At 46.3% G+C, this 18,093-nt stretch carries 16 protein-coding genes; 11 read left to right on the forward strand and 5 right to left on the reverse strand.

What is annotated here, in order from left to right:
• The first annotated feature begins 2 nt into the window (after positions 1-2).
• From grpE to dnaJ, 3 genes are all read left to right on the forward strand, one after another.
• A complete protein-coding gene (gene grpE, locus H509_RS0109675) occupies positions 3-542 on the forward strand; it encodes a nucleotide exchange factor GrpE (protein ID WP_036697146.1) in 540 nt (179 codons plus the stop codon).
• A 115-nt stretch (positions 543-657) separates the two neighbouring features.
• A complete protein-coding gene (gene dnaK, locus H509_RS0109680) occupies positions 658-2,484 on the forward strand; it encodes a molecular chaperone DnaK (protein WP_028544906.1) in 1,827 nt (608 codons plus the stop codon).
• Between the two features lie 126 nt (positions 2,485-2,610).
• The gene (dnaJ, locus tag H509_RS0109685) at positions 2,611-3,735 is read left to right on the forward strand and encodes a molecular chaperone DnaJ (RefSeq protein ID WP_028544907.1); all 1,125 of its coding nucleotides are present in this window, start codon (positions 2,611-2,613) and stop codon (positions 3,733-3,735) included.
• Positions 3,736-3,858: 123 nt separating this feature from the next.
• Here the strand turns inward: dnaJ and H509_RS0109690 are convergent, their stop codons facing one another.
• From H509_RS0109690 to H509_RS0109705, 4 genes are all read right to left on the reverse strand, one after another.
• Positions 3,859-5,124: an MFS transporter gene (locus H509_RS0109690; protein ID WP_245596019.1), complete on the reverse strand. Its 1,266-nt coding sequence runs from the start codon at positions 5,122-5,124 to the stop codon at positions 3,859-3,861.
• A gap of 40 nt (positions 5,125-5,164) precedes the next feature.
• Positions 5,165-6,070, reverse strand: a complete 906-nt coding sequence (locus H509_RS0109695) for a polysaccharide deacetylase family protein (protein ID WP_028544909.1) — start codon at positions 6,068-6,070, stop codon at positions 5,165-5,167.
• Positions 6,071-6,351: 281 nt separating this feature from the next.
• Positions 6,352-7,911 carry a M4 family metallopeptidase gene (locus tag H509_RS0109700; RefSeq protein ID WP_028544910.1) on the reverse strand — a complete coding sequence of 520 codons (1,560 nt, stop codon included), beginning with the start codon at positions 7,909-7,911 and terminating at the stop codon, positions 6,352-6,354.
• 437 nt (positions 7,912-8,348) lie between these two features.
• Positions 8,349-9,863 carry a glycine betaine uptake BCCT transporter gene (locus H509_RS0109705; RefSeq protein WP_028544911.1) on the reverse strand — a complete coding sequence of 505 codons (1,515 nt, stop codon included), beginning with the start codon at positions 9,861-9,863 and terminating at the stop codon, positions 8,349-8,351.
• A gap of 239 nt (positions 9,864-10,102) precedes the next feature.
• On the opposite strand from H509_RS0109705, the gene H509_RS24845 reads away from it, so the two are divergent.
• The 7 genes from H509_RS24845 (at position 10,103) to H509_RS0109740 (ending at position 15,301) form a co-directional block, all read left to right on the forward strand.
• Positions 10,103-10,405 carry a hypothetical protein gene (locus tag H509_RS24845; RefSeq protein ID WP_036696883.1) on the forward strand — a complete coding sequence of 101 codons (303 nt, stop codon included), beginning with the start codon at positions 10,103-10,105 and terminating at the stop codon, positions 10,403-10,405.
• Positions 10,402-10,629, forward strand: coding sequence for a hypothetical protein (locus H509_RS0109715; protein WP_157277604.1), 228 nt, complete (start codon positions 10,402-10,404; stop codon positions 10,627-10,629). The genes H509_RS24845 and H509_RS0109715 overlap by 4 nt, the downstream gene beginning before the upstream one ends.
• Positions 10,630-10,781: 152 nt before the next feature.
• Entirely contained in the window at positions 10,782-11,759 is a 978-nt protein-coding gene (prmA, locus tag H509_RS0109720) for a 50S ribosomal protein L11 methyltransferase (protein WP_028544913.1), read from the forward strand.
• Positions 11,760-11,776: 17 nt separating this feature from the next.
• Complete coding sequence (locus tag H509_RS0109725; RefSeq protein ID WP_028544914.1) at positions 11,777-12,460, forward strand: site-2 protease family protein; 684 nt, start codon at positions 11,777-11,779, stop codon at positions 12,458-12,460.
• Between the two features lie 106 nt (positions 12,461-12,566).
• A complete protein-coding gene (locus H509_RS0109730; RefSeq protein ID WP_028544915.1) occupies positions 12,567-13,334 on the forward strand; it encodes a 16S rRNA (uracil(1498)-N(3))-methyltransferase in 768 nt (255 codons plus the stop codon).
• Positions 13,335-13,336: 2 nt separating this feature from the next.
• A complete protein-coding gene (mtaB, locus tag H509_RS0109735; RefSeq protein ID WP_028544916.1) occupies positions 13,337-14,683 on the forward strand; it encodes a tRNA (N(6)-L-threonylcarbamoyladenosine(37)-C(2))-methylthiotransferase MtaB in 1,347 nt (448 codons plus the stop codon).
• 192 nt (positions 14,684-14,875) lie between these two features.
• Positions 14,876-15,301 carry an NUDIX hydrolase gene (locus H509_RS0109740; RefSeq protein ID WP_028544917.1) on the forward strand — a complete coding sequence of 142 codons (426 nt, stop codon included), beginning with the start codon at positions 14,876-14,878 and terminating at the stop codon, positions 15,299-15,301.
• 84 nt (positions 15,302-15,385) lie between these two features.
• Here H509_RS0109740 and H509_RS0109745 read toward each other — a convergent pair whose 3' ends face one another.
• Positions 15,386-16,348, reverse strand: coding sequence for a Na/Pi cotransporter family protein (locus tag H509_RS0109745; protein ID WP_028544918.1), 963 nt, complete (start codon positions 16,346-16,348; stop codon positions 15,386-15,388).
• 173 nt (positions 16,349-16,521) lie between these two features.
• On the opposite strand from H509_RS0109745, the gene H509_RS0109750 reads away from it, so the two are divergent.
• Complete coding sequence (locus H509_RS0109750; protein ID WP_036696886.1) at positions 16,522-17,910, forward strand: class I SAM-dependent rRNA methyltransferase; 1,389 nt, start codon at positions 16,522-16,524, stop codon at positions 17,908-17,910.
• Positions 17,911-18,093: the final 183 nt, after the last annotated feature.

Genomic DNA, 18,093 nt, shown 5'->3' on the forward strand with positions numbered 1-18,093 from the left:
AAATGAATGCCGATATGGAGCAATCCCCTCAGGTAGAGGAGATTGAAGAAACGGTTGAAGAGCAGTTGGAAGAGCAAGCAGAAGCTGCTCAAGACAACGAGCTGGAACAAGCCAAGGCGCAAGCAGAGGAGAATCACCAACGTTACCTTCGCGCGCAAGCAGATTTCGACAACTTCCGCCGTCGTACTTTGAAGGAGAAGGAAGATTTGGCGAAATATGCTTCCTTGAAGCTTGTGACCGAACTGGTGCCTATATTGGATAACTTTGAACGCGCAATCGCGACCAACCCAAACAGTGGCGATACAGAATCGTTCTCGAAGGGCGTCGATATGATATTCCGCCAGCTACAGCAAGTATTGGAGCAGGAAGGGCTTACTGCCATGCATACAGTAGGCGAAGCGTTTAATCCTGAATTCCATCAAGCGATTATGCAAGTGGAATCTGAGGAGTATGAAGAAGGTATCGTCGTTGAAGAAGTACAAAAAGGCTACATGCTGAAAGATCGTGTACTGCGTCCAGCAATGGTCAAAGTAAGCGGCTAATTGCAGACGTTTAGTCATAACGTCCGCTTTGTCAAGCGTGAGCTATTAATTACAATAGAGACAACCGAAATTAACATGACAAACATGAACCATTTTAAAGGGAGGTTATTTTCACATGAGTAAAGTAATTGGTATTGACTTAGGTACAACGAACTCCTGCGTAGCGGTAATGGAGGGCGGAGAAGCAGTAGTTATTCCTAACCCAGAGGGCGCACGTACAACACCTTCTGTAGTTGGTTTTAAAAAAGATGGCGAGCGTATTGTTGGTGAAACCGCAAAACGCCAAGCGATCACGAACCCTGATCGTACAATCAGCTCCATTAAACGTCACATGGGAACAAATCATTCCACAACAATTGACGACAAAAACTTTACACCTCAAGAAATTTCTGCAATGGTGCTGCAAAAGCTGAAATCCGATGCAGAAGCATACTTGGGCCAACCAGTAACACAAGCTGTTATTACCGTTCCAGCTTATTTTAATGACTCCCAACGTCAAGCAACTAAAGATGCCGGCAAAATTGCAGGTCTTGACGTGCTTCGTATCGTCAATGAGCCAACAGCGGCAGCATTGGCATATGGTGCTGACAAAACGGGCGACCATACGATCCTTGTTTATGACTTGGGCGGCGGTACTTTTGACGTATCTATTCTTGAGCTTGGCGATGGTTTCTTTGAAGTTAAAGCAACTAGCGGCGACAACAACCTTGGTGGAGATGACTTTGACCAAGTTATTATTGATTACCTTGTAGCTGAATTCAAAAAAGACAACGGCATTGACTTGAGCAAAGACAAAGCTGCTGTGCAACGTCTGAAAGATGCAGCCGAGAAAGCTAAAAAAGAATTGTCCGGCGTGCTGACAACAACAATCAGCCTTCCGTTTATTACAGTTGTAGACGGCGTGCCTCAGCATTTGGAAGTGAACTTGACTCGTGCGAAGTTCGAAGAGCTGTCCCATGATTTGGTAGAGCGTACGCTTGGACCAACTCGTCAAGCTATGCAAGACGCTGGTTTAACTCCTGCTGATATCGAGAGAATCGTACTCGTTGGTGGTTCGACTCGTATTCCTGCAGTGCAAGAAGCGATCAAAAAATTGACAGGCAAAGAACCTTACAAAGGCGTAAATCCAGACGAAGTAGTAGCACTTGGAGCTGCTGTTCAAGCAGGCGTATTGACAGGTGACGTAAAAGACGTCGTTCTTCTCGACGTTACCCCATTGTCTCTTGGTATCGAGACAGCTGGTGGCGTGTTTACGAAAATGATCGAGCGTAACACAACGATCCCTACAAACAAATCACAAGTGTTCTCCACTTATGCAGACAGCCAAACTAGTGTAGAGATTCATGTTTTGCAAGGTGAACGCTCTATGGCAGGCGACAACAAAACGTTGGGACGCTTTATGCTGACGGACATTCCACCAGCTCCACGTGGTGTGCCTCAAATCGAAGTATCATTTGACATTGATGCGAACGGTATCGTAAAAGTGTCTGCGTTGGATAAAGGCACAGGCAAGAGCCAAAACATTACGATCACCTCTTCGAGCGGTTTGTCGGATGAAGAAGTTGAGCGTATGATGAAAGAGGCAGAACTGCACGCCGAAGAAGATAACAAACGTAAAGAAATGGTTGAGATCCGCAACAGCGCTGACCAATTAGTGTATACTACGGAGAAGACACTAAAAGATTTGGGCGATAAAGCAGATCAAGCGGATATCGACAAAGCGAACGCAGCTAAAGATAAAGTGAAGCAAGCGCTTGAAGGTAACGATGCTGATACGATCAAAGCAGCTACAGACGAGTTGATGGAGATTGTGCAGCAATTGTCTGTGAAGTTGTACGAGCAAGCGGCACAAGCAGAGCAAGGTGCGCCAGAAGGCGGAGCGGCGAAGCAGGATAATGTTGTTGACGCGGACTATGAAGTCGTAGACGAAGACAAGAAATAAGCGTCTCCATACAGAGTCAAAGCCGGGATAAGTCTCGGCTTTGACTTTCCTTTTGTTAGGCTGTTATCATCAGTATAAGCTTATAACATGGTAAATAGGGCTAGTATTGCAAGTGGGGGTGGTATAATGGCAGATAAGCGTGATTATTACGAGGTGCTTGGCGTTAGCAAGGGTGCAGGAGAAGAAGATATTAAGAAGGCGTATCGGAAGCTCGCCCGTCAATATCACCCGGATGTCAACAAAGCCGCGGACGCGGAAGATAAGTTCAAAGAAGTAAAGGAAGCTTATGACGTATTAAGCGACGGCCAGAAACGTGCCATGTATGATCAGTATGGACACGTCGACCCGAATCAGGGCGGAGGCGGCTTCTCGGGCGACTTCGGTGGCTTTGGTGATATATTTGATATGTTCTTTGGTGGAGGCGGGGGCGGCAATCGGCGTGACCCGAACGCACCTCAGCGTGGCAGCGACCTGCAATATACAATGACAATTGAGTTTAAGGAAGCGGCTTTTGGCAAGGAGACGGATATTACTATTCCTCGCACAGAGCAATGTGATACATGCTTTGGTACGGGAGCCAAGCCAGGGACGAAGCCAGATGCATGCTCAAAATGTCATGGCAGCGGGCAAGAAGAGGTGGTGCAAAATACGCCATTTGGACGTATGGTGAACCGCCGAGCTTGTTCGAGTTGTCAAGGGCGCGGCAAGATTATCCGTGAGAAGTGTGGAACATGTCACGGCGCAGGTTCAATGAAGAAGCAGCGCAAAATACATGTACGCATTCCAGCAGGGGCATTCGATGGTGCTCAGTTGCGGATGTCAGGTGAGGGTGAAAGTGGTCAACGCGGCGGTCCAAGTGGTGATTTGTACATCATCATTCGTGTGAAGCAGCATGAATTTTTCCAACGGGAAGAAGACGACATCTACTGTGAAGTGCCGCTTACGTTTGCACAAGCAGCACTTGGAGACGAGATCGAGATTCCGACGCTGCACGATAAAGTGAAGCTGAAGATTCCTGCCGGCACACAGACAGGCACACAATTCCGTTTGCGCGGCAAAGGTGTCCCACATCTGCGCGGCAATGGTAATGGCGATCAACATGTAAAAGTGGTAATCGTGACACCGACGAAGCTTAACGACGAGCAAAAGGAAGCGCTCCGTGAGTTCGCTAACGTAAGTGGTGAAGCGCCGAGCGGCACACATGAGGAATCTTTTTTTGATCGTATGAAGCGGGCATTCCGCGGAGATTAATATCTTCTATTATATTTATGAAGCCTCTCTACCTCAGGTCAATGACCTGTCGAGGGAGGCTTTTTACTTTGAACTTTAAACGAATAATGCAACCATATCCTATTCTGCTTTCGCACAAACTGCTTAACGGGTTCGCCCTGTCCGTAAGGGATACAAATAGAAACATATAAATGCTAGCAGCAATGCCGCAATGGGAATGCCAGCCAGCATTAGCCGTATTCCGACAAGAGCTGAACCCGGTTGAGTTGCAGCTTGTGCCTGATATCCGCTATTTTCCAGAATAACACTCATAATGATGGCTTGCAGAGAGATGCCAAAGCGTATAATAAAACCGTTCATGCCAAAAAACATTCCTTCCCGACGTGCCCCGGTGCGCTGTTCATCATCGTCGATCACTTCCGCTAACAACACTTCTAACAATACGATAATACCAGCTAAGCCGATTCCTATACCTGCTGAAGTGATATAAGCAGCAACTGAAGAAGTGACCCAAAGCAGCGGACTTAAAGATGCAGCGTAACATATAATAGTCGCTAACATAACCTTGCGCGGGCCATAACGATTCGTCAGCCGCCCCCAAAAGTATACAAATGGAATGGCTGTCATAAATACGGTTCCTAGCATAACGGTATTCGCAAGCTCCGATTCACGAAGCACGTACTTCGTAAAAAAGGGGATGGCTGCAGGAAGCAGCGCAAACGTAAGCTGAACTAAGAAACCGCCTAAAACGTAGATAAAAAAGGCGCGATTACTCCATGTGTAACGGATGGCGTTCCAGAAGCCCATTGCAGGCACAGCCGCTAGTTTATTTTCATGAGCGCCCCATACGATCAAGGATAACGATACGGCAGAAATGAAGCCGAATAGTAGGCCCATCGACTGCCATCCGTATGTGACGTAGATTAGAGGCGGAACGGCAACGCCAGCAATCATGCCAAGTATGCCAAACATCTGTTTCCATGAGGATGCAGAGGCCCTTTCTTTTACAGAGACAAACATCTCGGGAAAAAGGGCGGAGTAGTTTAGAATAACGAGAACGTACAGCACATCGTAGATCAGAACGATGACTAAAAAATACCAGATAAGTTCGGGTCCAGACGTCAACGGAATCCAGAGCAGTGTAAATACAGCAGCCAACGGCAGCATGCCAAAAGTAATATATGGAACGCGTCTTCCCCAGCGTGTACGAATACGGTCGCTCGTATAGCCGAACAATGGATTCAACACTGCGCCGACTAGTCCATGTAGAACCATGACAATTCCAACATGTGCTGGCCGGACTCCTAAAATATCGACGTAATAATACACGATATAGGCAGAGAACATTTGGGCCATAAGATTGGCAGCAAAATTGCCAGAAGTGAAGGCTGCTTTATGTGCTATTGTCATGTGCGGTGGTGAGTGAGCCATACAACACCATCCCTTATTACTACTTTATTGGCCTATTACGTTGAGCATGGCGGACATCAAGCCATCTGACAAGCTGAATGTCCTCTTCTAGCAGCAGTTCTCGGATGTCGGGGTCACGAAATAAATCAAATTCAAAGCCTCGTTTTTGCCAATGCGGTGTAATTGATTTTAGCTCGTCAGAAACATGTGCAGGGTGTATAATAAGCTCAGATAACCCCGGCTGCAATCCACGAAGCAGCGCACACATCGATGCTTTAGCTACCTCATACGTTTCTCCAGTCTCAAGCGCATACCGCAGCCCCAGAAGATCGTCTAGGATTACAATTCCTTGTTCCTCCGCCTGCGTAGCTCGCTGTTTCGCAAGTACTGTTAATTCAGGGGGGATATTCATACCTGTTTTTGGCAGTCGGAACGGCAGATCGTAAGTAGAACATAAATCAAATACGACCTGTAAGAAATCTCTGCCCGTAGCAAGGCCATATACACTTCCCATATGATTATCCAGGTGTGACACATCAATTCCTTGGTGCAAGGCCGCTTCAATTTGAGCGATGAACTCTTGTCTAATTTGTTCCACCTCTGCCTGCTGCTCAACTACTTGGCAGCTTGCGGGAAAGTGTCCGTGTGCTGTCGTTAAGGAAGAAGTATTCATGCGTCGGCAGACGGGCCCCCATTTGTACCCATCCCATTCACTTGTTAACGTCATGTGTACTCCAACATCGAACTGCCGGTTAGCAGCACTCCAGCGGGCAGCATCCTCAGACCACGCACATGGCATCATAATCGTTGCAGATGAAATCACTTCTTCTTGCAGCAGTTGCTTGATCGCTTCGTTAGTTGAACGACACATCCCGAAGTCATCTGCATTTACGATTAGAAGGCGTTTCGTGTGATCGAAGCCTAATCGTTCGTTTGTATGTGACATCATCCACCTCCCTTCGATAGGATCTACATTTTAGTAAGCGCTTACTTAGTTGCTATTATATTCGCACCAACCAAATCCGATCCCAAAAGCAGACAAGCCCGTACTAATTTTTGTTTATGAACAAGCGAGGAATTAATTATAGTTGTCTTTAAGTAGAGCTGCGACCACAAAGAATAAGACCGCGCACCGGATAGATGACGCGGCCTTATCTGGTAGTTAAATGGTTGACAATGAGGAAGGGGGCTGTCGCCCAATTAACCGATTAAATGGAGATAACGGGATTAGTTAACGCCTACTGCTTGATAAGCAGATGTAACAGAGGCAACTTGGAACGAGTTGGCGCCATACAAATCTTTCGCGGATTGAATAGCGGCAGCGCGAAGGGCAGAGAAGTTGGAAGTTGGTGTTAAGTAGTAAACAAGCGCATGATAGAAGATTGCAGCAGCAGCTTCGCGTCCGATAGCATTTACATTTACGTTGTAGTGTGTTCCGCCTTCAGAGAGGAGGTAGAATACTTTGTTGTTAATCCCGCTGTTGATGTGAACACCGCCATTGTCAGATGAACCGGTATAACGGTTGCTGTAATGGTCGGGCTGATTGTAAAGTGTTGGGTTCTGCAAGGAGCGAATCGCCTTGCCTTGACGGTGGAGGTCGTCACCGAGCAGCCAATTTTTCTTTTGAATATTATTCCCAAAAATATCGGAAATGGATTCATTGATAGCGCCTGATTCACCATAGTAATTAAGGTTTGCTGTAAATTCAGTAAGACCGTGGGTCAATTCATGACCTACAACATCCAAATCAGCAGAGAAAGGATAGTAAGTAGTGGAGTTGCCATCACCGTAAACGATTTGAACACCGTTCCAGAAGGCATTGCTGTAGTTGTAGCCGTAGTGAACTGTAGATTTGATGAGGAAGCCGTTGCCATCCAAGCTGTTGCGACCAAACTTGTTAAAGTAGTAGTCGTATACTTTACTTGCGTAGGCATGTGCATCAACAGCGGCACGATCTGTAAAGTTGGTCGTTGTGCTCTTCACAACCGTGCCTGGCAACGAGCTGGAGTTGTTGGCGCTAAACGTGTGGATGCCGTTTCCGCGTGTTGCATCCTTTAAAGTATACGCTCCACTGGCAAAGGTGGCTTCAAATGTTTTGGAATCACCAAGCACGCCAGTTCCAGTAGCTGCTACTTCTTCGAGCAGATCGTACTTTTGTACGACGTCACCACTCGTTGCATCAATAAAATAATGTGTACGCAGCGGCTTTGGTTCAAGTACGTTGACTTCTGTGAAGTAAACAAGGTGCGTTACGCCATCAAGAGGATAGTAGTAGAGGGTTGCAGTAGGTGTTTTTTGAGGTTCACCTAATTTTCCAATTTTCTTCTCGGCATCGGCGTTAGCAATCGAGATCGCATCGGCTGAACTGAGCTTCGGAAGTGATTCAAGGCTTTCGGTGTTATTCGTTACGATACTGCCTAAGTATGAGGAGATGTCGCCTTTAGCGTCCAAGTGGACGGTTTGTTCAGCGCCATATACTGGTATGCCTTTAATGTATTGCTGGAGTCGATAATGTTGGGTGCCTGTCTTTGGATCGACCAGTTTCTTCGTAATCCGAAGTTGATCCTGCGCTTCGCCAGCAATGTTGAGGCTTTCACCCTGTGCATTTAAGTAACTCCAAATTTTCTCTTCTGTGGAACCGCTAGCAGGAGCTTTCCATTCTTCAACCAAAATTTTCTGGCTAAAATCTGCTTGTGACTTGTCAGGCTGATTTCCTTGTGCGCCGACCGGAGCTGCCCCTACTAATAACGTTGCTCCCAAAAATAAGATCGCAAGTTTTTTGTTCATGCTTCTCATCTCCATTCATCAATTTTATACACGTAAAAATGATGACTGTACCTAGATGCGATGCCACAGATAATCTCTATCTTGGTCTTCCTTCTATAGACATCACTCCCCTCAATAACAAAATGACATGTGGGATCTTAGGTTGTAACTATGTGTATAACATGGAGGTGTTAATCGTGAATGGAAATGAATGTGGGAGAAAACGAAGCGGTCAATGGTGTAATAAAGGTAAACAGCGGGAAAAAATAAAATCATTAAATTCCAATAAGATTACTTGTGTTAATTAAAATTATAAATTAAGTTCACAATATTGTCAATCATATTTTAATATTTTATTAACAAGTGGTTAACGATTGTAGTCGAGACATCAAAAAACGGCCATCTATCCGCTAGTTACACGAAAGAGGCCGTAAAATGAATATATGCTTACTGTTATTTTATAGAAGGAGTTCATCCAACTTTTTGCGCCGCTGCTTCTCTTTTTTGCGGTACTCACGCTCTTCGTCATGAAGAGCTCTTGATATTGACACTATCATACACAGCAGCACGATGGTAAACGGCAACGCCGTCATAATTGACGCGGTCTGGAGTGCATTTAAGCCCCCGCTCATTAGCAGCACAGAAGCGATTAGAGAGGTAAATATGCCCCAAGTAAGCTTTATGCCTGTTGTTGGATTCGGATTGCCATCAGAAGACATCATACCAAGAACAAACGTGGCAGAATCAGCCGAAGTAATAAAGAAGGTCACAATTAATGCTGTTGCCAGCACAGCTAGAAACGTGCCTCCAGGCAAGCTTTCCAAAGTGATAAATAACGCAGAAGTTAAGTCCGCCTTAACAGCAGCAGCGATAGGCTTGCCTTGAAATATTTCCAAATGAAGCGCAGTCGAGCCGAAAGTCGCAAACCAAATAAAGCTGAATCCACTTGGCAGCAGCATCGTACCGAGCACAAATTCTTTAATGGTGCGTCCTTTTGACACTCTGGCAATAAACGAGCCTACAAAAGGCGCCCACGCGATCCACCATGCCCAATAGAACAGGGTCCAGTTGGCGATCCATGAATTTTCGGAAAATGGAGTCAGTCGGAGACTCATCTGAATAATATTTTGCAAATAAGAGCCAAGCGTCGTTGTAAAGGTGTCCAAAATAAACCATGTAGGCCCAATTAGAAACGTGATGATCAACAATCCGATCGCCATTAGCAGATTTGTATTCGAGAGCAGACGGATTCCTTTGTCTAATCCTGAAATGGAGGAGAGCAGAAACAACACCGTAACAATTCCAATTATTATGAGCTGCATCGTGATTGTACTTGGCAAGCCAAAGACGTGGTGTAGGCCTCCATTGATTTGCATCGCGCCTAGCCCAAGTGAGGTCGCTACCCCGAATGCAGTGGCGATAATGGCTAAAATATCGATCACTTTGCCGATTGGTCCATTTACACGATTCCCTAACAAAGGATAAAACGTCCAGCTTATTAGCCCTTTAAATCCTTTACGGAATGTAAAGTAGGCGAGACCTAACGAAACGAGTGTATAAATGCCCCACGGATGCAGACCCCAATGGAAAAAGGAGTAGCGGAGTGCCGTTCTTGCTGCATCGGCGGTCAACGGTTCGCCAGAGGGTGGTGTCATAAAGTGGCTAATGGGCTCAGCAACACCCCAGAATACGAGTCCAATACCCATCCCTGCACTAAACAGCATTGCAAACCATGACAAATTGGAATATTCAGGCTCGTCGTCATCGTCACCAAGCCGGATGTGTCCGAATTTACTGAATGCCAAGTAAAGCGAGTATACAAGAATAATGAGAGCAGCAATCAAATAGAACCAACCAAAACGGTTCGTTGCAAATGAAAGCGCCACATCCGTCGTCTCCGAAAGGTGTTGAGGAGCAAATAGTCCCCAAAGTACAAAAGATAAAATAATAACAATAGATATTAAAAATACCATCGACTCACTCCTTGCTTATGTAATGTAGAACAGGAACTATTATTTCCCGTCACGAAACAGATAAGTCACCATCTTCTCATTTTTATAACAGAAATGTAAGTGTAAACTCATAATTGGATATTAAAGGAATTAAATACGGAGGTGAAAATATGCATAATGCAACCTCATGCTCGGAAATACTGTACAGGGAATTGACATGAGTTAACCCATTACACTTACAACGAGGAGGGTGTTCGTAAATGACATTCAAAAATGAAAACTCATCTGTAGCTGGCTCAGGATTGCTTGGTGCCGGGGCTGTAAACAAGAAGGTCGGCGCATCCCAAGCAAATGATACTGAATTTGCTGCAGATATTGCTCATGACACGGAATTTGGCGCTGAGGTAGCTAATGGAGCAGGTGCTGCTGGTGCAGCAGGAGTTGCAGGAGCGGCTGCGGGTCGTGCAACAGATGTTGAGTTTGCGGCAGATCAAGCAGATGCAGCAGATCTTGCTGCTGCGAAACGTGCAAGACAAGCCAATTCACGCGCTGACCAACAATGAGTTATGTAGAAGCGCACTTCGATCATGTGGATAAAGCCCACATGTGTGAGCTGAAGCTACAGTCACTGCGACTGCCTTCCGTTCGGATGATAGAAGAAGTTCAGTCTGCGCGTGACGCTGGCGCTTACTTGCTGCAAGCAGAAGTGCCGCAACAGATGTGGGAAAAGGTGCAGGTCATTATTCAAGACCATAGCGGCTTTTCCCGTGGAACACGATTCATATAATAAAGCACTAGCAAACTCCTTACACGTCAGCGTGCATAAAAGCTGCTATCGTTGTAAGGAGTTTGCTTTTTGTGTAAAATAATAAGGATGTGGATAAGCAGATTGGAAAAATTCCAATTTATAATGAGCTGGTTAAAGGGGGATATCCACCCGTGCATTGGCATGAATTAACGATACATACAACAGAAGAAGCGACAGAAATGATTTCTAACTTTTTGCATGAAGCGGGTGCAGGTGGGGTTAGTATTGAAGAGTCCGGTACGTTAAATAAAGTGCGGGACACTTCTTACGGCGAGTTGTACGACAGGCCGCTTAACGATATACCTGAAGGTCAAGCGGTCATGAAAGGTTATTTTGCAGATGGCTCTGATTTAGAGGCTATTTACGAGGAGGTTTACAACCGAATTGAGGAGCTTCGAACGTATGACATCGATCCAGGAACTGCTGCGCTTAGCTGGAGACGGGTGCATGAGGACGATTGGGCTGATGCGTGGAAGCAATACTTCAAGCCGCAGCGTGTATCTGATCGTTTAACGATTAAGCCGACATGGGAAACTTATGAGCCGGTTCATGCAGACGAGCGTATTATTGAAATAGATCCTGGGATGGCTTTTGGCACAGGAACGCATCCAACGACTTCATTGTGTCTGCGCACACTTGAACATGTTATTCAGGGTGGGGAAGATATAATTGATGTTGGCACAGGCTCTGGCATACTTGCGATTGGTGCCTTAAAGCTCGGAGCACGTCATGTTCTAGCTATCGACTTGGATCCGGTTGCGGTTGGCATCGCGGCTGCGAATGTGACACTGAACGGTTTAAGTGAACAAGTTACGGTTCGAGAGGGCGACTTGCTGCAAGTAATCAAAACGAGTGAACAAGCTGATTCTACTCACCTTGGTGTGCAACTGCCAGTCCAAATCATCGTCGCTAACATTTTAGCGGAAATTATTTTGCTGTTTGTAGATGATGTTTATGAAGCATTAGCTTCTGGTGGTCTGTACATTGCTTCAGGTATTTACAAGAACAAAGAGCAGTTGGTTAAAGAGGCGTTAGAGAAAAGTGGATTTAGTATAGAAGCAACAAATCGTGATGATGATTGGGTCGCATTTGTTGCTCGTAAAGCATAGGGGAAGGCGGAGCGTTCATGGGAGATTGGGATAAATTTTTTGCAGTGCCATTAGACACGTTGCCTTTTCTGCTGTTGGTCCTCATGATTGCATTTACTGTTCATGAGTTTTCTCATGCCTTCTTTGCATGGAAATTTGGTGACCCGACAGCCAAAATGCTGGGCCGTGTTTCGTTAAACCCAGCTAAACATCTGGATGTGTTAGGTACGTTATTGTTTGTTATTGCAGGATTTGGTTGGGCCAAGCCAGTACCGGTCAATCGTGACAATTTCAAAAATCCGCGTTTGATGGGCATCATTGTGTCCGCTGCTGGCCCAATTAGCAATTTGCTGCTTGCTTTTGTCAGCATGCTGGTGTTTCATTTGTGCGCAAAGTTTGGCTGGCTTGACTTTAATGCCGCAGATCGTGTCCAGTTGGCGCTGAAAATCTTTTTCCATTACTTGATTATGTACAATATTTTGTTATTCTTGTTTAACTTGATTCCGTTGCCGCCGCTTGATGGGTACCGGATATTAGAGGACCTTGCACCGCGCAGCATGCGACTTAAATTAATGAAGTTCGAGCAGTGGTCCGTCTTTATCTTTTTGCTCATTGTTTTTTTACCGCCGTTACGACGTGTGACACTAGATCCGTTGTTTGAGCTAATTCAGCCGATATATATGCTGTTTTCACGGGCAGCTTACTTCCTAATTGGTGTTTAGTCTTTAGTGCAATGAGTACAACGTGCCGGATTTGCCTTGATTACAAAATGTTGTAAACGGTGGCGATCCGGCTACAAAACGTGTATGATGAGGGATGTTGACCACGATGCAAAAGTATTTTGTTGCTCCCGAGCAATTCGGGGAGCATTATATTGAGATTAGCGGGCAGGACGCCCATCATGTGACGCATGTAATGCGTACAAAGGAAGGCGATTTATTTATCGTAAGCGATGGGGAAGCTCGCGAAGCACTAGTAGAGTACACCTCTGTTGAGGCGGGTACGGTCAAAGCACGTATCGTCGAAATGAGGGAACTTGATCGTGAGCCGCATTACGATATCGTCATTGCGCAAAGTTTGCCGAAAGGCGACAAGATGGAACTCATTATTCAGAAATGCACAGAAATTGGGGCGGCTTCATTTGTTCCTTTTGTATCGGAACGCACCGTCGTGCAGTACGATGCAAAGAAAGAAGCGAAGCGTATCGAGCGTTGGAGCAAGATTGCTAAAGAGGCGGCAGAGCAGTCTCACCGCAATCGTGTACCATCGATAGCTCCATGCATGAGCTGGAAGCAGCTGCTTCAGCACGTGTCCAGCTACGAGCTGGTGTTGTTCTGTTATGAGGACGAGCGTGGCACTCAATTACGAGATATCGTACATCCATTTGTAATGGAACGCCGCGAACATAAAGGGAATGCCAAAGTGATGATTGTTGTAGGTCCGGAAGGCGGATTCGCACCGCGCGAGGTGGAGGAGATCACCAGCGCAGGTGCTCATTGTGTTGGGTTGGGACGCCGCATATTACGTGCGGAGACAGCAGGTATGCTAGCACTCGCATGCTTGCTGTACGAGACTGGTGAGATGGGGGGAGTGTGAACATGCCATCGGTAGCATTTTACACATTAGGCTGCAAAGTTAACTTCTATGATACCGAAGCTATCTGGCAGTTGTTTAAGTCAGAAGGGTATGAGCAGGTCGATTTCGAACAGACCGCTGACGTGTATTTAATTAATACTTGTACAGTTACGAATACAGGTGACAAAAAAAGTCGGCAAATTATTCGTCGTGCAGTTCGCCGCAACCCGGATGCGATTATTGCGGTAACTGGCTGTTATGCGCAAACATCGCCTGCGGAGATAATGGACATTCCTGGCGTCGATTTAGTTATCGGAACGCAGGATCGCGAAAAGCTGATGGAGTATGTAAATCAGCTTCATGCCGATCGGAAGCCAATTAATGCGGTACGTAACATTATGAAGACACGTGCATTTGAAGAGTTGGATGTGCCTGACTTTGCTGAGCGCACGCGTGCGTTTTTGAAGATTCAAGAAGGATGTAATAACTTCTGCACGTTTTGTATTATTCCGTGGTCACGTGGCTTGTCCCGTAGTCGGGAAGCTGAAAGTGTGCTCAAGCAGGCTCATCAGCTAGTGGCCGCAGGCTACAAGGAAATTGTGCTTACAGGGATTCATACTGGCGGTTACGGCGATGATATGGAAAATTACACGTTAACTGATCTGTTAAAGGATCTGGACAAGGTGGAAGGATTGGAGCGAATTCGCATCAGCTCCATTGAAGCCAGTCAGATTGACGACGGTATGATTGAAGTGTTAAACAAATCTACTAAGATGTGTCGTCATCTTCATATTCCGCTGCAAGCAGGCAATACAGAAGTATTAAAGCGTATGCGCCGGAAGTATACGACAGAAGAATTTGCGGATAAGATTGCCCGCATTCGACAAGCGATGCCTGACGTAGCGATTACGACTGACGTAATCGTTGGCTTCCCTGGGGAGACGGACGAGCAATTCCGTGAAGGGTATGAATTTATGAAGCAGGTCGGATTTTCGGAAATGCATGTATTTCCGTATTCGAAGCGTACGGGTACACCTGCCGCCAGAATGGAAGATCAAGTAGACGAAGAAATCAAGCATGCACGTGTTCATGAACTGATTGATTTGTCGGAAAAAATGCAGCTCGAATACGCACAGCAATTTGTAGGCCAAGTGGTTGACGTCATTCCAGAGCGGGATTCCAAAGGCGCATCAGGGCAGGGCAAAGTAATGGGTTATTCGGATAATTACTTGCAGGTGGTGTTTGAAGGGGATGAATCTTTGATTGGCAAGCTTTGCCGTGTCAAGATTACGGAACCAGGTGTAAATGAATGCCACGGGGTACTCGTTCGTGTATTAGATGAGCACATGGGTCAAGCAGCTAACATGTAACCTTGAATAGGTAAGTTATGGAGGATTTCAGTTCCCTGCTCAGGGAAAGGATGAAATCCTCCTTCTTATGGTCGAGCAGGGGAGCTAGAATGCATTCATGGATACATATCGGCCAAATAGCTTGTGTTTAGTACCAATGTGCACATAATAAAGGATAACTATATCTTATCACTTACGGGAGGATTCCACTGTATGAAAGAGATATCTGCTGGTGGTGTAGTATACCGCACACGTGGCGAGCAGTTGGAAATACAACTGATACAAGACCGATACGGTAAAGTGTCGCTTGCCAAAGGTAAAATGGAGCCCGGTGAAACCGTTGAACAAACCGCACTTCGTGAAATTGTAGAGGAAACCGGAATCGGCGGTCGAATCGTAGCGCCAATCGACGTAATTTATTATCAGTATGAACACGCGGAACACGGATTGGTGGACAAAGAAGTCCATTATTATTTGGTTGAGGCTGAAGCTGGCGAACTTCAGGCGCAAGTAGAAGAAATTCGTGGTGTGAACTGGTATAAGCCGGATGAGGCATGGCAGCTTCAGCAAAAGTCTGGTTATGACAACAATGATCATATTGTAAAAGCAGCGCTTTCCCTTTTGGGTATTCACATCTAACGGTTTAGCGGCATGTATGTAGATTGCTGATGCTTGATTGCTGGTGAAAATATAAGGTTACAATGAGCGACGAACGTAATTGGGTTATATACGCTTCCACACTGGTAAATAACAGAAAGGGAGCGCGAGAAGTGAGCTGCCGATATTAAATATCGTTTGGGCGCGTGCAATTTGTGCGGCTGCTTCTGGTGTTAACATCGCGGATACGGCATACAACTGATGCAGCAGCGGAAAAAACAGCAGCGCCCCACCTACATTTAACGCAACGTGGCTCCAGGCTACATACTGACCACTGCGGCTTCCCCCGATGGAGGCGATAAGCGCAGTAAAGCATGTGCCAACATTCGAACCGATCACGATAGCAATGCCTACCTCGACGGGCAAAGCTCCCGTCGCGGACAAACCCATAGCCATCGCAATAATGGCAGCGCTGCTATGTACGAGCGCGGTAATGACCATGCCGGCTACAAGCGCCCAGAGCAAGCTGTCTTGCGAGCGTTCAAGAAACCAGCTAAACAGACCGCGCTGTTGCAGCGGCTCGCCAATTGACTTCATCCATTCGATGCCAAGCAGTATAAAGGCGAAGCCAGCAGAAGCTATTGATGCAAATTGAAGCGGACGCCACCAATGTTGAATGCGTGGGAGAAGATGGGGGACAATATCATCGGCAATTACGCCCCACATCCAGGCTGTCAGGGATAACAAGAGTAGTGGCATGGCATATTGATTAATATTTAATCCAATAAGCTCAGTTGTCAGACAGGTGCCTATATTAGTGCCGAGTATAATGCCTAATGTGCGGGAAAATGCCATCAGTCGTGCATTTACAAGCCCAATCGAGATTACTGTAATGGCTGTACTGCTCTGCATAACAGCAGTCATTAGTGAACTGAACATCATTCCGTGAAGAGGTGTCTTGGTGGAGGAATGCAGCATGCGCTGCATGTAAGGTCCTGCCCATAAATGGAGGGCGAATTCCATCGTTTTCATGCCAAATAAAAATAATGCCAAGCCAGCGACTAATGGCAGTATCAGTTCATTAAACATAAGTAAGCTCCTTTTGAAAAACGAAATGGCACAACCATTTTAAAATAGAAGAAGTTTATGCCTTACCATAATCAATATGTATGCTCGTCCGCAGACAACCATGACAAGCTGATGGCTTCTGGCGGTGTAATGAGCACATCATACGGAGGAGAATTTATATCGAAGCAGCAGTCATTCACCCACGACCACAGGTAGTACTGACACGTTCACGTAAGAAGCGTACGGAACGTTCCCATCCTTGGGTATATCAATCCGAAATCGAACGAATCGTTGGGCAGCCAGAGCCTGGGGCACTAGTAGATGTTGTTACGGATAAAGGAAAATATTTGGCGACCGGTTACTATAATGCGGCCTCACAAATTACAGTCCGAATTGTGTCTTATGAACCTGCGGTGCAAATGGACACCGCTTATTTTGCAGCACGTTTTCGTGATGCGCTCAAACATCGGCAGCGATTTTTGTCAGGAGCAACAGCATATCGTTTTGTGTATGGTGAGGCTGACTTTTTACCAGGTCTAGTTGTAGACCGATTTGATGACATCTTGGTCGTTCAAATCGTGACACTTGGTATGGATGTTAGAAGAGAAGCGATCATTGAAGCGCTGGTGCAGGTGCTTGAACCAGCGGGCATATATGAACGCAGCGATGTACCCATTCGTGAACGAGAAGGACTTGAACAACGGACAGGACTGTTGTTTGGCGAATGCCCGCGTCATGTGCAAGTGCAGGAGAATGGATTAACGATCGAAGTGGACATCGTAGAAGGTCAGAAGACGGGTTATTTTTTCGATCAGCGTGAAAATCGAGCATCTATTGAGCCGTTAATGACGGGTTGGGGCGAGCGAAGCGGCATTCGTATGCAGGAAGTGGATACCGAACAAGGGAATCAGACACTGCCTGTTAACGCGAAGGGCAAGCCTGTGACGTTCCCTTGGTGGGATGGCGCTACGGTGCTGGAATGCTTCGCGCACACAGGCAGCTTTACGCTTCATGCCTGCAAGTACGGCGCCAAGTCGGTGACCTGCCTAGACATCTCGGATCATGCGATTCAAAGCGCTAAACGGAACGTGGAACTGAACGGTTTTACTGAGCGAGTGGAGTTCGTAGTGGCTGACGCTTTTGAATACTTGCGTATGCAGGTGCGTGGTCAAGAGGAGCGGCTTGAGCGGGCAAGTGCAGCATCTCCCACGGGAAAGAAAAAAATGGATACGTCAAAGCCGATTACCGCGAGCGGCGGCAGAACTTGGGATGTCGTTATTTTAGACCCGCCAGCCTTTGCCAAGACTAAAGGAGCGGTAGAAGGTGCATACCGTGGCTACAAAGATATTAATTTGCAAGGCTTAAAGCTTGTAAATGAGGGCGGCTATCTCGTTACAGCTAGCTGTTCATATCATATGCGCCCAGATTTATTTATGAACGCAGTTCTGGATGCGGCTCAGGATGCAGGGAAAGTGCTGCGTTTAATAGAGTGGCGTACAGCCGGCAAGGATCATCCGCAGATTGCAGGTGTTGACGAAGGACATTATTTGAAGTTTGCTGTATTTGAAGTGCGATCTAAATAGATCTAGGTAGAGATAACAGGAGTGAACAAACTAGATTGATCATGTGGGGCTGCTAAGCAACAGCATATGCGTCTGAACGCCATCCAAGGGTAGAGGGTTTCACTACCCTATGGATGGTTTTTTTTTGTGGTGCGTATGCAATCATGGTTAACAAGGACAGAGATTTTCATTTTGACATACTAC

The sequence above is a fragment of the Paenibacillus taiwanensis DSM 18679 genome (assembly GCF_000425125.1).
Taxonomy (GTDB): Bacteria; Bacillota; Bacilli; order Paenibacillales; family Paenibacillaceae; genus Paenibacillus_B; species Paenibacillus_B taiwanensis.